This window comes from Mycobacterium sp. AZCC_0083 (assembly GCF_014202335.1).
Lineage (GTDB): Bacteria > Actinomycetota > Actinomycetes > Mycobacteriales > Mycobacteriaceae > Mycobacterium.
On record NZ_JACHGP010000013.1, the window covers coordinates 180,231 to 193,667 of the forward strand.

General features: G+C 67.3%; 14 protein-coding genes. 6 read left to right on the forward strand and 8 right to left on the reverse strand.

Annotated features, from left to right (window positions below):
• Positions 1 to 3 precede the first annotated feature (3 nt).
• The 4 genes from HNP02_RS29390 to HNP02_RS29405 are packed head-to-tail and all read right to left on the reverse strand — an operon-like array spanning position 4 to position 4,278.
• On the reverse strand, positions 4 to 567 hold the full coding sequence (locus HNP02_RS29390; protein WP_184444225.1) for an ATP/GTP-binding protein: 564 nt from the start codon (positions 565 to 567) through the stop codon (positions 4 to 6).
• A 31-nt stretch (positions 568 to 598) separates the two neighbouring features.
• The gene (locus HNP02_RS29395; RefSeq protein ID WP_184444152.1) at positions 599 to 985 is read right to left on the reverse strand and encodes a DUF742 domain-containing protein; all 387 of its coding nucleotides are present in this window, start codon (positions 983 to 985) and stop codon (positions 599 to 601) included.
• A 6-nt stretch (positions 986 to 991) separates the two neighbouring features.
• Positions 992 to 1,399 carry a roadblock/LC7 domain-containing protein gene (locus HNP02_RS29400; RefSeq protein WP_184444153.1) on the reverse strand — a complete coding sequence of 136 codons (408 nt, stop codon included), beginning with the start codon at positions 1,397 to 1,399 and terminating at the stop codon, positions 992 to 994.
• Positions 1,396 to 4,278, reverse strand: a complete 2,883-nt coding sequence (locus HNP02_RS29405; protein WP_184444154.1) for an ATP-binding protein — start codon at positions 4,276 to 4,278, stop codon at positions 1,396 to 1,398. Before HNP02_RS29405 ends, HNP02_RS29400 begins: the two co-directional genes overlap by 4 nt.
• Positions 4,279 to 4,563: 285 nt before the next feature.
• Here HNP02_RS29405 and HNP02_RS29410 point away from each other — a divergent pair, with 285 nt between their 5' ends.
• Positions 4,564 to 4,752, forward strand: coding sequence for a hypothetical protein (locus tag HNP02_RS29410; protein ID WP_184444155.1), 189 nt, complete (start codon positions 4,564 to 4,566; stop codon positions 4,750 to 4,752).
• Between the two features lie 19 nt (positions 4,753 to 4,771).
• Positions 4,772 to 5,236 (forward strand): tRNA (cytidine(34)-2'-O)-methyltransferase, encoded by a 465-nt coding sequence (locus HNP02_RS29415; RefSeq protein WP_184444156.1) that lies wholly within the window; start codon positions 4,772 to 4,774, stop codon positions 5,234 to 5,236.
• A gap of 4 nt (positions 5,237 to 5,240) precedes the next feature.
• Here the strand turns inward: HNP02_RS29415 and HNP02_RS29420 are convergent, their stop codons facing one another.
• Positions 5,241 to 6,446, reverse strand: coding sequence for a S9 family peptidase (locus HNP02_RS29420; RefSeq protein WP_184444157.1), 1,206 nt, complete (start codon positions 6,444 to 6,446; stop codon positions 5,241 to 5,243).
• 97 nt (positions 6,447 to 6,543) lie between these two features.
• On the opposite strand from HNP02_RS29420, the gene HNP02_RS29425 reads away from it, so the two are divergent.
• On the forward strand, positions 6,544 to 7,149 hold the full coding sequence (locus HNP02_RS29425) for a TetR/AcrR family transcriptional regulator (RefSeq protein ID WP_184444158.1): 606 nt from the start codon (positions 6,544 to 6,546) through the stop codon (positions 7,147 to 7,149).
• On the opposite strand, the gene HNP02_RS29430 is transcribed toward HNP02_RS29425, so the two are convergent.
• The gene (locus tag HNP02_RS29430) at positions 7,146 to 7,412 is read right to left on the reverse strand and encodes a helix-turn-helix transcriptional regulator (RefSeq protein ID WP_184444159.1); all 267 of its coding nucleotides are present in this window, start codon (positions 7,410 to 7,412) and stop codon (positions 7,146 to 7,148) included. The genes HNP02_RS29425 and HNP02_RS29430 overlap by 4 nt on opposite strands.
• Positions 7,413 to 7,496: 84 nt before the next feature.
• Here HNP02_RS29430 and map point away from each other — a divergent pair, with 84 nt between their 5' ends.
• Positions 7,497 to 8,264 carry a type I methionyl aminopeptidase gene (map, locus tag HNP02_RS29435; RefSeq protein WP_184444160.1) on the forward strand — a complete coding sequence of 256 codons (768 nt, stop codon included), beginning with the start codon at positions 7,497 to 7,499 and terminating at the stop codon, positions 8,262 to 8,264.
• Between the two features lie 4 nt (positions 8,265 to 8,268).
• Here map and HNP02_RS29440 read toward each other — a convergent pair whose 3' ends face one another.
• On the reverse strand, positions 8,269 to 8,910 hold the full coding sequence (locus HNP02_RS29440) for a nitroreductase family protein (protein ID WP_184444161.1): 642 nt from the start codon (positions 8,908 to 8,910) through the stop codon (positions 8,269 to 8,271).
• A gap of 23 nt (positions 8,911 to 8,933) precedes the next feature.
• Between HNP02_RS29440 and HNP02_RS29445 the strand changes: the two genes are divergently transcribed.
• Both HNP02_RS29445 and HNP02_RS29450 read left to right on the forward strand, forming a co-directional pair.
• Positions 8,934 to 9,344, forward strand: coding sequence for a TIGR03667 family PPOX class F420-dependent oxidoreductase (locus HNP02_RS29445; RefSeq protein ID WP_184444162.1), 411 nt, complete (start codon positions 8,934 to 8,936; stop codon positions 9,342 to 9,344).
• Positions 9,345 to 9,431: 87 nt separating this feature from the next.
• On the forward strand, positions 9,432 to 10,010 hold the full coding sequence (locus HNP02_RS29450) for a hypothetical protein (protein WP_184444163.1): 579 nt from the start codon (positions 9,432 to 9,434) through the stop codon (positions 10,008 to 10,010).
• A gap of 10 nt (positions 10,011 to 10,020) precedes the next feature.
• Here HNP02_RS29450 and HNP02_RS29455 read toward each other — a convergent pair whose 3' ends face one another.
• Positions 10,021 to 13,323 (reverse strand): error-prone DNA polymerase, encoded by a 3,303-nt coding sequence (locus HNP02_RS29455; protein WP_184444226.1) that lies wholly within the window; start codon positions 13,321 to 13,323, stop codon positions 10,021 to 10,023.
• Positions 13,324 to 13,437 lie beyond the last annotated feature (114 nt).

Below are 13,437 nucleotides of genomic sequence, written 5' to 3' on the forward strand. Positions count from 1 at the left end.
GGATCAGCCGGGCAGCGAGCTGAGGTTCATCAACGAGTACTCGGTGATGGCGATCAGTGCGGCTCGAGCCGAATGCCGGTCGCGCGCGTCGACGGTGACCACCGGGATGTGATCGGCCAGTGCCAGCGCCTTGCGCACCTCGTGCGGCGGATGCCTGCGCCCGTCGTCGAATTCGTTGATCGCGATGAGGAACGGCAGCTTCCGCGCCTCGAAGAAGTCGACCGCGGCGAAGCTGTCCTGCAGCCGGCGGACGTCGACAAGGATCACCGCGCCGATGGCACCGCGGACCAGGTCGTCCCACATGAACCAGAACCGCCGCTGACCGGGCGTGCCGAACAAGTAGAGCACCAAGTCTTCGGCGAGCGTGATGCGACCGAAGTCCATCGCCACCGTCGTGGTGTTCTTCTCCGGCGTCGCGGCAAGACCGTCGAGACCCTGCGAGGCATTGGTCACCAGGGCCTCGGTCCGCAGCGGCATGATCTCCGACACCGCGCCGACGAACGTCGTCTTGCCTGCGCCGAAGCCACCCGAGATGACGATCTTCGTGGAGGCCTTTTCTCGGCGCAGCGCGGGGCCGCCGGTGGAACCCGGGGGGCCCTCAGAGTGCCCGTAGGCCACGCAGCGTCCTTCCTATCAACTCACGTCGTTCGTCGGGAGTCGCCGACTCGCCGAGGGTGGTCTGCACACGCGCGTATCCCTGCGTCACCAGATCACCGATCAGCACCCGCGCCACACCAAGCGGCAACGATAGGCGAGCGGCGATTTCGGCGACCGACGGGCTGTCGACACCCAACCCGAGAATCTTGGCACGCACGTCGTTTCCGGGCCAGCGCGGCGCGGGCCCGAATTCCATTGTCCTGATCGGCGCCTCGAGTGGAAGGTCGACACGCGTACTGGTGCGACCGGACGTCAGCGTGTACGGCCGGACCAGGCTGGCCTCGACCCCCGGTTCAGCGGATTCCCACGCGTCTCGCACCTCGTCCATCGCAACTCACGAGTGCTGTGCGGTACGGCGGGACGCTTGGACGACGGTGCCCACTCGCTCGACCAGGATCGCCATCTCGTAGCCGATCTGGCCGATGTCGCAGGACCTGGTGGCCAGCGTCGCGAGGTTGGATCCGTCACCGACGCGCATGAGCAGCAGGTAGCCGTTCTCCATCTCGACGACGGACTGCATCACGTAGCCACCGTCGAAGAGTTGCGCGGCGCCGGTCGACAGGCTGGCAAGTCCCGACGCCACGGCGGCCAACTGATCGGCGCGCTCGGTCGGCATGTGCTCGCTCGCAGCGCGCAGCAGCCCGTCGGCGGACACCAGGATCGCGTGCGACACCCCTGCTACCTCGTTGGCGAACTTCGAGACCAACCAGTCGAGTGAGTCACGCTGGGTCGAACGGGTCATTCGTCGTCTGTTCCTCTGGTTTCTCTGGCGTGGGTGCGGCCTGCGTGCACGCCACCGAAATGGTTGCCGATGCTGGCGCGCACGGCCTCCGGATCTCGGGAAGGGCGTGCGTGCGCACCCGTGTCGAATCCCGAGTCGGCGGACTCCTCGACACCGTTGGCGCCGTTGGCGTCTCCGTTGCGATGCCTGCCATTGTGGTCGTCGTCCTGCACGTCGGCAGCGCCGGGCACCAGCCGGGCGCCGGGTTCCCGCATCGGAAGACCGTGCTCGGTGTGCTGCGACACCGGCGATTCCTCCGCCGCGGCAGCTGCCTCCCAGCCGTGGTCCCACACCGTCTTCCAGTCCAAGTCGGTGCTCTGAGCGAGCTGGTGCGGATCATCGATCAGCCACTCGGACAGCATCTTCTGGAAGATGGCGTCTTCGGTTCCCGAGGTCTGCGACGGCGCGGCCTGAACCGGTTCGGCCTGGACGGGCTCAACAGCCGGGGGCGGTGGAGGCGCTGGGGGCGGGTACATCCCGTTGGTCGGTGGGTTCGCAGCCTGCGCACGCGCCGCGAAGAAGGACGACGTGTTGGTGGGAGCCTGGCTGGGCCGCTCGACGGGTTCCACAGGCGGAGGGGGCGTAGCCGTCTGCGCGGGCATCGACTCCTCGGGCCACTCCTCCTCGTCGCCCCAGAGCGAAACGGGCTCCGGCGCCGGGGGCGGCAAGGGCACCGACGGGATGCCGGATATTCCACTCGCACCCGGGTTGCGTTGCGGCAGAAGCGAGATGGGAATGTCCGCGTGACCGTTGCGGTACTCGGCGGCTGGGGGTTCGTATTCGTAGCTCTGCTCTTCGACGTACTCGTCGTACTCTTGCTCGTACTCTTGGTCGACCGGCTGCTCGAACGCGATGGCGGCGTGGGAATCGGTGTGGGCGTCGGCGGAGTCGCCATAGTCCGTCGCCTCGACATAGTCCGGCGCGTCGACCGGCAGCGGCGCCGAACCCCGGAGCAGCAGTTCGGCCGGAATGAAGACACCAGCGGTGGTGCCCGAATTCGCCTCTCCCGCAATGGTGCTGCGCAACCGGACGACGAGACCGTGCTGCGCGGCCAGGCGACCGACCACGAAGAGGCCCATGTGGCGCGCGGTGTAGGGGTTGACCTCACCACCGGACTGCAGTCGCGTGTTGGCCACCCGCAGGTCGGGCTCCGTCATGCCGAGGCCGATGTCGCTGACCTCGACGACGAGACCGCCGTTGCCGGTGTGCACGGCCGACACCCGCACCTGCGAGATCGGCGGCGAGTAGCGCAACGCGTTGTCCATCAGTTCGGCGAGCAGATGGACCAGGTCGCCCGCGAGGACGCCGTGGATCTCGCTGTCGGGCGCGACGGCGGTGACCACGCGCGTGTAGTCCTCGACCTCGGAGGCGGCCGCGTTGATCACGGCGGCAACGGGAATCGGGGCGGCCTGCTCGCGCGGCACCCTCGAGCCGGCCAGCACCAGCAGGTTGGCGCCGTTGCGGCGCATGCGCGCGGCCAGATGATCGAGACGGAAGAGGCTCTCCAGCCGTTCGGGGTCCTGTTCGTCGCTCTCCAGACGGTCGATGAGCGTCAGCTGCTGGTCGACCAGCGAGCGGCTGCGCCGCGACAGCGTCTCGAACATGTCGCCCACCTGCAGCTGCAGCCTGGCCTGCTCACCGGCGAGCAGCACGGCCTGCTCGTGCAACTCGTCGACGGCATGCGCGACCTGCCCGACCTCCTCGGTGGTGTGCACGGGCAGAGGTTGCACGGGATCGGCAGGGCCACCCGCGCGGACCCGCTCCAACTCCTGAGCGAGATCTTGGTGGGCGACCTGCAGGGCGCTGTCGCGCAGCCTGCGCAGCGGTCGCACCAGGGTGCGCGCCACGAGCGTCACGATCAGCAGGGCGATCAGGATGGCCGCGCCGACGATCACCGAGTCGCGGATGGCCTCGTTGCGCTTGGCGGTGGCCTGGTCCTCGACACCCGTCGTGACGGACGTGATGGTCGAACGGATGACCTGGCCCGCGATCTCATTGGTGGCCTGCAACGACTGCGTCAGGTCGGGATTGTTGACCAGCACGACTGCCGGGTCGGACAGCATGGCCATCCGCTTGACCATCTCGGCCTGCAGCTTCTGGGCATCGGCAGAGCCGACCCCGAGCACCTGGCTCATCCCGAACAGCGTCGACGGCTCGGTGCCCGCCAGGGTGATCATCGAGGTGCGCAGCTCCGGCTCGGGGATCTCGCCACCGAGGTTCACCAACAGCTGCTGCATCATCATCTGCCCGCGCGCACCGATCGCGCGGGACAGGCCAAGCGTCTCGCCCCGGATCGTCTCGTCGTCGACGCGCACCGATCCGTTGATGACGTCCTCGGCGGTGAGCAGGATCGGCGCGTAGGTGGTGACCCTGTCACGCAGTCCGATGCCGTTGGCCGTCACCTTGTCCAGAAGTGCCTGCCCGCCCTGCAGCAGTGCGGTGACGCCCTTGCCGACGTCGGGCACGACGGCGGTGTCGCGCAGCCGGGTCTGCAGGGTCTGCTTGCTGGCATCGAAGGCGCTGAGCGCGGTCTGGGCGTCGCCGCCGGTGGAATTCGCCAGCAGCGCGGCGTCGAGGGTGGCCATGTAGTCCTCGATCGCCGGGACCATCTCGGCGCGGTCGGCAGCAAGGCGAAGGTCGGCGGCACCGGTCCAACCCGAGTAAACCCGCAACCCACCGAATGTGCCCGCCAAAAGCAGCGGCACCAGAACGATCGCAAACACTTTCCATCGAACCGGCCAATTGCTCACCGACCATCGCGATGGCCGCTTCACCGGTGCTGGCACATTGCTCCTGAATTCGACAGCAGCGGCCTGCGGTTGCTGCTCGAACGCCGTCATTGCGGCGCGACCCTACTACCGGCCGCTGGTCGGCATTTCAATCGCGCACAGGTCATAAGGTTCCTACTGCTCTTTGCCCAAAACGTGGGCAGGCGTGGTCCGCCCGGCAATTGGTCGAGTATGACAGCGATTAGCACCCGTTTCCACAATTCTTACTGAACAGACAGAGTTCGTGACCGAGGTGTTGCCAAGTTGTGTGCTATGCGAGCAAATGCCCAACGCCGCCTTTGATTACCCCTGCTCGGGCCGGTCTTCCCGGGCGAGTGCCAGCGGTACATTCCGGGCATGAGGCTAACGGGCAGAAGCGACGATGAGCTACTGACGGAGGCGTGGGCCTACCTGACCGCAGAGGAACTGCTCGACCTCTTTGAGTCGCTGACCTATTACTTCGCGGGCGACCAAGACGACCCCGGTTGGCACTGCCACGTCGGCGTCCCAGACGGTCCCGAGTTGACCATCGCGATCGATAATTGATCATGAAAGGCACCGCGCCGTGTTCAAGCTGATGTTCTTCTCACCGCGCATCGCGCCGAACACCGGCAATGCGATCCGGACGGCGGCGGCGACGGGATGTGAATTGCATCTCGTCGAACCGCTTGGATTCGATCTGTCCGAACCGAAGCTGAGGCGCGCCGGCTTGGACTACCACGATCTGGCGTCGGTGACCGTGCACGCCGACCTGCCGAGCGCATGGGCGGCCCTGTCCCCCGCCCGGGTGATCGCGTTCACCGCACACGCCGAGTCGTCCTACGCCGACGTGGACTACCAGCCGGGAGACGTGTTGATGTTCGGGCCCGAACCCACCGGCCTTGACGCCGCGACGCTGGCCGATCCGCACGTCACCACGCGGGTGCGCATCCCGATGCTGGAGGGCAGGCGGTCCTTGAATCTGGCCAACGCCGCGGCGATCGCGGTGTACGAGGCGTGGCGCCAGCAAGGTTTTTCCGGCGCGGTCTAGCCGGTCAATCCGTCTGCGCCAGAACGTCGTCCAGCCAATCGAAGATCACTTGGTGTGCACGTCCCATCGCGCCCATGTGGCAGTGCTCGCCGGCACCCTCGGATTCACGCAGGGTGACCAGGGTGGTCTTGGAGTTCACCATCGCCTCCGCGGCCCGCGCCGGTTCGCCCTTGAAGAACTGGTCGTTCTCCGCGTCGAGCACCAGGGCCGGGGCGGTGATGCGGTCGGCGATCCCGGCAAGCGTGTAGAGGTGAAACTTCCTGGCGAGGTCGGCGGTTGATTCGGCGCCCATCACCCACATGCCGTTACGCAGTGCCCAGCGGACCTGGGTGTTGACCGACATCAGCAGCGAAAGCACGGGGATGGCGGCATCGTCGTTGCCCTCGGCGATCCACTGGGTGACGAAGGGCGGCATCGCACCGGCCACGGCGGTCTGGAAGTCGTAGACGCCGTCATCGAGGATCAGCGCGGCGATCCGGTCGTCGAACGCGGCGGCGCGGGCCACCAGGTAACCGCCAAGGCTGTAGCCGAAGAGCGCGATCCGTCCGGGGTCGATCTCGGGGTGGGTAAGCGCGAAGTCGATCACCGGCGTGACGACGGCTTCCCAGTCGGGCCGGAAGACCAGGCGCTGTTCGCGCAGCGCGCCGCCCTGCCCCGGACCATCGAAGGCCAGCACGTTGTAGCCGCGGACCAGCGCGGCGGCCGCGATCGCGAAGTAGGACTCCTCGAGGGTCGAGTCGTAACCGCTGTTGTAGATCACGGTCGGCCTGGCCGCTCCGCCATCGACCAGGTACAGGTAGCCGGGCAGCGTGGTGTCCTGGTACGGGATCGCGATCTCGACGGTGGTGAAGTCGAACAGCCGGATCGCGGTCAGGAACGTGTCGTGTGACCGGTGCGAGAGTTCTGCCACCTCGGGGTCGTTGAACGGGTCGTCGCGACGGTAGAACTCCGCGGTACGGTAGTAGTTCGAGGCGCGCAACAACGCCTCGCGGGCGCTCACTTCGTGCCCGGCTTGCAGCGATGCGCGTCCCAGCGCCTCGGCCCGTTGGGCGATCGCCTTCCACTCCCGATGCCAGGCGGCTTCGTCGCCATCGGGGATTGCGCGGGCTGCGACGAGCACTTCGCCAAGGTCGGCGCCGCCATAGTTGGCGAACCCCGCCGCGCGCAGAGCCTCGAACGAGAACGACTCATCGTCGAACAGGAATTTCATGGCTCTCCTCCTAAGCGAAACGGAACTGCATCGTCTCGGCAAGTATGGAACAGAAATAAACGGAACGCAACCGTTCCGTCTTGTTAGGCTGGCCCGCATGACGACCACGCCGGAACCTCGCCGCCGGACCTCCGGTGGCCCTGTCTTGCAGGACGACGTGACCGCGGCCATCGAAGGGGCGTTCTTCGCCGAACTCGCCGAGGTCGGCTACGGCAGGCTATCGATCGACGCGGTCGCGAAGCGGGCGGCGGTGGGCAAGGCCGCGGTTTACCGGCGCTGGCGGTCGAAGCTGGACATGACGATGGCGCTGGTCTCGAAGACGGCGGTGGCCGCCATCGACGTCCCCGACACCGGCACCCTGCGTGGCGACATCCGTCAGTACCTGCGCAACGGCCGTGATGCACTGACGCACCCCCTGGCTCGTCGCATCGTGCCGGACCTGCTCGCCGAGGCGATCCGGAATCCCGAGCTGGCCGACCTTCTCGGCGAAACCGTGCGCGAGCCGCGACGACTCAAGGCCGTCGAGCTCTTCGAGCGTGCGGTCCAGCGGGGCGAGCTGCCCGCAGGAACCAACTTGGAGCTGTCGATGGACGTGCTCGCGGGTCCGCTGTACTGGCGGCTCGCGGTGATGGGACTCCCCGTCGACGACGACTACTGCGACCAGTTGGCCGACCGTGTCATCGCCGCCATCGCGGGCGGTTAGATCGCCATCCGCTGGTTGACGGTCCCCTGCCACGCATCGACGGCATCCTGCAGCGGCATGCCGAGCGCGTTGCAGAGTCCGATGACCGTGCCGAAGCTCGGGCTGGGGATTCTTCCGACCTCGATCTTGCGCAGCGTCTCGGGCGAGATACCGGCGTGACGCGCGATCGTCTCGGGGTCGCGACCGGCTCGGGCCGCCCTGATCAGCGCGCCGAGCCGTTCCCCGGCTCTCACCTGCTCCGGGCTCAGCGGTAAGCGCACCATGCAGGTCAGCATAGCCGGTATTCATATACCGGAGCTGGTACCGTCGTACGGTATAGAAATACCGATCGACGAAGGAGGCCGGACGTGATCGAACTCAAGACTGCCGACGAGATCGACAAGATGGCAGTGACGGGTGAGTTCGTCGCGCAGACGCTGAAGACGCTGTCGGCTGAGGCTCAGCCCGGCGTCAACCTGATGGCACTGGAGCACCACGCCCGGGAGCTGGTTTCCGAGCGGGGTGCGGAGTCCTGCTACTGGGATTACGCGCCGTCATTCGGTCGCGGTCCATTCCGGAACGTCATCTGCCTGTCGGTGAACGACGCTGTGCTGCACGGGATGCCACGCGACTACGTGCTGCGCGATGGCGACGTGTTGAGCCTGGACTTCGCGGTGTCGATCGACGGCTGGGTGGCCGATTCCGCGGTCACGGTCATCGTCGGCGACGGCGCCGACCCCGCCGACAAGGAACTCGTCGAGTCAACGCGACGTGCGCTTGACGCGGGTATCGCCGCGGCCGTGCCGGGGGGTCGACTCGGTGACGTCTCTGCTGCCATCGGCGACGTCGCCGCCGAAGCCGGCTATCGGGTCAACGCCGAATTCGGTGGCCATGGACTGGGCCGGACCATGCACGAGGATCCGCACGTCTCCAATCGCGGACGACGCGGGCGCGGATTGCTGCTGCGCGCCGGGATGACCCTCGCACTCGAACCGTGGTGGGCGCGCGGCAGCGATCGCCTGACCATCAACGGGGACGGGTGGACCCTGCGCTCGGCGGACGGGTCGAACACGGCGCACTCCGAGCACACCATCGCGATCACCGAGCGAGGCCCTCGCATCCTCACCCAGGGCTAAGAGCTCACCAGGTGTTCCAGTGGGTGAGCTGCTCGGCGGGCAGCCGTTTGGCGGGCCGGAAGTCGGTGCCCCTCGTGTAGGCGATCGGGAACAGCCCGCCCTGGGAGTACTTGTCGAACGGGATGCCGAGGATCTCGGCGGCCTGCTTCTCTCCATCGCCGATCAGGTGCAGCGTCGTCCATGCCGACCCGAGGCCGCGGGAACGCAACGCCAACATGAAGCTCCACGCCGCGGGAAGCAGCGACCCCCAGAAGGCGGCGCTCCTACCCGCGGGCGCACCGTCCGGCCTGCCCTCGAGACACGGAATCAGCATGACCGGAACCTCGTGCAGGTGTTCGTTGAGGTACTTCGCGGAGCCCATCACCAACGGCGTGCGCTCGTCGCGGCTGTCGCCGTACGTCGGCTTCTCCGCGTCCAGGTAGGGCGTTGCCGCGGTGCGGTAGATGTCGGCCAACGCCCTCTTCTTCTCCGGCTCGTCGACGAACACGAACTGCCAACCTTGGGCGTTGGATCCGGTGGGGGCCTGCAACGCGAGTTCGAGACACTCCAGCAGCACCTCGCGCGGCACCGGCTTGTCGAAGTCGAGACGCTTGCGGACCGAGCGGGTCGTGGTCAGGAGTTCGTCGACGGTGAGGTTGAGAGTCATAGCCGGAGACTACATTCGGAATCATGAGCGCTGATCTGACGCCCGAAGTCATCGACCGACTGACCAACGACCAGTACGGCTGGCTCACCACCGTCGCGAAGTCGGGCCAGCCCGTGCCGAAGCTCATCTGGTTCCAGTTCGACGGAGCCGCCGTGTTCATCTACACGATGCCCGGCGCGGCGAAGGTCGCCCACGTTCAGCGCCACCCCCGGGTCAGCCTCAACCTCGATTCCGACGGCAACGGCAGCGGCATCGTCGTGATCGGCGGCGAGGCCACCATCGACGCCACCGACGTCGACTGTCGTACCGACGAACCGTACTGGGCCAAGTACGCGGAGGCCGCCGCCAAGTTCGAACTGAGCGAAGCGATGGCGGACTACGGCACGCGGATCAAGATCACCATCGACAAGGTGTGGACCACGCCGACCGACTGACCCCCTCCCCCGCGAGCGCGCGTGTTTGCATGCCGACACGCCGCATTTCGCCAGCATTTTGCGCGCGCTCGTGCTCGACTGCTACCGATGGCGATACGACTCGTCTTGGCAGCGGGGCTGTTGGTCCTCGCCGCCTGCGGAAGCGAGCAAGTGGCTCCCGATCAGTCGCCGCCAGAGTCGATGGCCACCGCGACGACCGAGCCTGCGCCGACGTCACGGAACATCGTCACCGAAGGCGTCATCGACAAGCGCGTCGGCCAGGCGGGTGGCCTCGGCTGCGGCGAAGGTCCCGATGCGGTCTGCGACGTGGTGTTCACGGTGACGGCGCTGGAACAGGACCCGAAGTGCCCTGGCGTGTCCGTCCCTGCAGGAATGCGGTTGTTGCGCATCGAGGTTGACGCCGAAGCAGCTGTCGCCTTTCAGTTCGAACAGCCGCCGACCGCGCTGCTGCTGGCGCACTGGGACGTCGAGACGGACGACGGCGCACGCCACCCCCTTCGGATGGTCGATGCCTGCAGTCCGGATGCCGGAGTGTTCGCCGAAACGCTGGCTGCCGGTGCGCATCCCCGCGACAGCGTGGTGGTCGAGGCGCCGAAGCGCGCCACCTTCCTCTGGCTGCAGTATCTCCAGATGACATGGCGGTGGTCGGTGCGTGCGCCGGTGTGAGGGGCTTCGCTCACTGGAAGTCCCTCGACTTGGACGCCACCCGCATGTCGAGCTTGCTCATCCGGTCGGCGATCACGGTGACGGCACCGCTGGCGTTCTGTACGATGCCGCGGATCACCAAACCCGACGCCGTCTGCGCCAGCTTGCGATGCCTGCCCCAAACCCCACGCGAACACAGCACGTTGACCATCCCGGTCTCGTCCTCCAAGTTCATGAACGTCACGCCTTGGGCCGTAGCCGGCCGCTGTCGATGCGTCACCGCGCCGGCAACCAGCACCCGGGTGCCGTCCGGCACCGACAGCAACCGGTTGGCAGGCACGACGCCGATCTCGTCGAGGCGCTCGCGGAGGAACTGGATGGGGTGACTGTCCGGCGAGACGCCGGTGGCCCATACGTCGGCGGCGGCCAACTCGAGGTGGGTCATACCTGGCAGGGACGGGACGTGCGAGGACGACCCGACACCGGGCAAGCGGTCGGGGCGCTCGGATGCCGCTGCGCCTGCCGCCCACAACCCCTCGCGTCTGGAGATCCCGAAGCAGCCCAACGCACCCGCGGTGGCCAATGCCTCGGTCTGAGGCACAGAGAGCTGAACCCGGCCCGCCAGGTCGACCAGAGACGTGAACGCGCCGTTGGTGTTTCGGTCCTCGACGATCAGCTCGGCCAACTCGTCACCGATGTGCCGGACGGCACCAAGACCCAGCCTGACGGCGTTGCCCGCGTCCTCCAACGTGGCGTGCGCCAGGCTGGCGTTCGCGTCGGGCCCATGCACGACGACGCCGTGCCTGCGGGCATCGGCGACCAGTGACTGCGGCGAGTAGAAGCCCATCGGCTGCGCGCGCAACAACGCCGCGCAGAACACCGCGGGATGGTGCAGCTTGAACCACGACGAGTAGAACACCAGCGAGGCGAACGACAACGAATGACTCTCGGGGAAGCCGAAGTTGGCGAAGGCCTCCAGCTTGTCGTAGATCCGGTCGGCCACCTCGCCGGTGATGCCGTGCCGGTTGTGCATGCCGGCGTAGAACCGGTCCCGTAGCCCTCGCATCTTCTCGGTGGACCGCTTGGACCCCATGGCACGGCGCAACTGGTCGGCCTCGGCAGCCGAGAAGCCGGCACAGTCCACCGCCAACTGCATCAGCTGCTCCTGAAAGAGCGGAACTCCCAACGTCTTCCGCAGTGCCTGTTCCATCGACGGGTGGTCATAGGTCACCGGCTCCAGACCGTTGCGCCTGTTGATGTAGGGGTGCACCGAGTTGCCCTGGATCGGCCCCGGCCGGATCAGGGCGACCTCGACCACCAGGTCGTAGAACACCCGCGGCTTGAGCCTTGGCAGCGTGGCCATCTGCGCGCGCGACTCCACCTGGAACACCCCGACCGAGTCGGCGCGCTGCAGCATCTCGTACACCGCGGGCTCGGAGAGATCCAGCTTGGCCAGGTCGACTTCGATGCCCTTGTGCTCGGCGATCAAGTCGATGGCGTAGTGCAGCGCCGAGAGCATGCCAAGCCCGAGCATGTCGAACTTCACCAATCCTATTGCCGCACAATCGTCCTTGTCCCACTGCAACACGCTGCGGTTCTCCATGCGGGCCCACTCCACCGGGCACACGTCGGCGATGGGCCGGTCGCAGATCACCATGCCGCCGGAGTGGATGCCCATGTGCCTTGGCAGGTTCTTGATCTGCAACGCGAGATCGATCACCTGTTCGGGGATGTCCTCGACGTCGGGCGAGTCCGCCAGCCCGTTCCATCTGCTGATCTGCTTGCTCCAGGCGTCCTGCTGGCCTTGCGAGAAGCCGAGCGCGCGGGCCATGTCACGCACGGCGCTGCGGCCCCGGTAGGTGATGACGTTGGCGACCTGCGCGGCGTAGTCGCGGCCGTAGCGTTCGTAGACGTACTGAATCGCCTTCTCCCGCAAGTCCGATTCGATGTCGATGTCGATGTCTGGTGGACCGTCGCGCGCCGGGGAGAGGAACCTTTCGAACAACAACTCGTTGGCAATCGGATCGACGTGCGTGACACCCAACGCGTAGCAGACCGCCGAGTTGGCCGCCGATCCCCTGCCCTGAGCCAGGATGCCGTTGTCCCTGCAGAACCGGGTGATGTCGTGCACCACCAGGAAGTAGCCGGGGAAGTTCAGTTGGGTGATGACCTTCAGCTCGTGCTCGATCTGCTGGTAGGCACGCGGGGATCGCTCCGGCGGTCCGTACCGGTTGTGGGCCCCGGTCATCACCAGGTGCCGCAGCCAGCTGTCCTCGTCGTGCCCGTCGGGCACGTCGAACGGCGGCAGCTGCGGCGCGATGAGCGCCAGCCCGAATGCGCACTGCTCGCCGAGCTCGGCTGCGGCCGTCACCACCTCGGGGCAGTGCGCGAACAGCCGTGCCATCTCCTCCCCCGACCGCAGGTGCGCGCCACCCAGCGGCGCCAGCCAGCCGGCCGCGTCGTCCATCGAGTTGCGTGCCCGGATCGCCCCCATCGCCATCGCCAGCCGGCCGCGGCCGGGTTCGGCGAAATGTGCTGCAGTGCTTGCCACCACGCCAACACCGAAGCGCGGGGCCAGCGCGGCAAGGACGGCGTTGCGCTCGTCGTCGAGCGGATGACCGTGCCTGGTCAGCTCGATGCTGACCCGGTCGGCGCCGAAGCGGTCCACCAGATCGGCGAGCGCCGACTCGGCCGCATCCGGACCGCCGGTCGAGAGTGCTTGGCGCACATGGCCCTTGCGGCAGCCGGTGAGGACGTGCCAGTGCCCGCCCGCGGCCTCGGTCAGCTCGTCGAAGTCGTAGCGCGGCTTGCCCTTCTCGCCGCCGGCCAGGTGCGCCCTGGTCAGCTGCCGCGATAGCCGTCGATACCCCTCAGGCCCGCGGGCCAGGACCAGCAGATGTGGACCGGGTGGGTCGGGCTCCTCGGTGCGGGCGACGTTCCCGAGCGAGAGCTCCGCGCCGAACACCGTGGCCACGTCCAGCTCCTTGGCGGCCTCGGCGAACCGCACCACCCCGTACAGGCCGTCGTGGTCGGTCAGCGCGATGGCACGCAGGTCCAGCCGGGCGGCCTCCTCGACCAGCTCCTCGGGCGTGCTGGCCCCGTCGAGGAAGCTGTACGCCGAGTGGGCGTGCAGCTCGGCGTACGGCGTAGACGTGTGAGCCTTGCCCGTCCGGTTCTTTTCCGGCGGCTCGTAGCTCCCCCGCTTGCGCGACCAGGCCGGGCTGTCGCCGCCGTCGGCGTCCGGCTCGGGAAGACGCGAGCCGGCACGGCGCGGTTTGCCGGTGAGCACGCGCTCCATCTCGGCCCAGCTCGGCGGTCCGTTGTGCCAGCCCATCCCATCACTGTAGTCGAACATGTGTTCGATCACTACGGGCAAGAAAAAAGGGGCCCAAGAAAAAAGTGGGACCCCTTTCCACCTTCAATCTATAGCGCACCGGGGGGCTTGCCG

Coding starts and splice junctions, on each gene's coding strand:
- HNP02_RS29395 (WP_184444152.1), bottom strand. CDS start 985: ATGGACGAGGTGCGAGACGCGTGGGAATCCGCTGAACCGGGGGTCGAG.
- HNP02_RS29400 (WP_184444153.1), bottom strand. CDS start 1,399: ATGACCCGTTCGACCCAGCGTGACTCACTCGACTGGTTGGTCTCGAAG.
- HNP02_RS29405 (WP_184444154.1), bottom strand. CDS start 4,278: ATGACGGCGTTCGAGCAGCAACCGCAGGCCGCTGCTGTCGAATTCAGG.
- HNP02_RS29410 (WP_184444155.1), top strand. CDS start 4,564: ATGAGGCTAACGGGCAGAAGCGACGATGAGCTACTGACGGAGGCGTGG.
- HNP02_RS29420 (WP_184444157.1), bottom strand. CDS start 6,446: ATGAAATTCCTGTTCGACGATGAGTCGTTCTCGTTCGAGGCTCTGCGC.
- HNP02_RS29425 (WP_184444158.1), top strand. CDS start 6,544: ATGACGACCACGCCGGAACCTCGCCGCCGGACCTCCGGTGGCCCTGTC.
- HNP02_RS29430 (WP_184444159.1), bottom strand. CDS start 7,412: ATGGTGCGCTTACCGCTGAGCCCGGAGCAGGTGAGAGCCGGGGAACGG.
- HNP02_RS29440 (WP_184444161.1), bottom strand. CDS start 8,910: ATGACTCTCAACCTCACCGTCGACGAACTCCTGACCACGACCCGCTCG.
- HNP02_RS29445 (WP_184444162.1), top strand. CDS start 8,934: ATGAGCGCTGATCTGACGCCCGAAGTCATCGACCGACTGACCAACGAC.
- HNP02_RS29450 (WP_184444163.1), top strand. CDS start 9,432: ATGGCGATACGACTCGTCTTGGCAGCGGGGCTGTTGGTCCTCGCCGCC.
- HNP02_RS29455 (WP_184444226.1), bottom strand. CDS start 13,323: ATGGGCTGGCACAACGGACCGCCGAGCTGGGCCGAGATGGAGCGCGTG.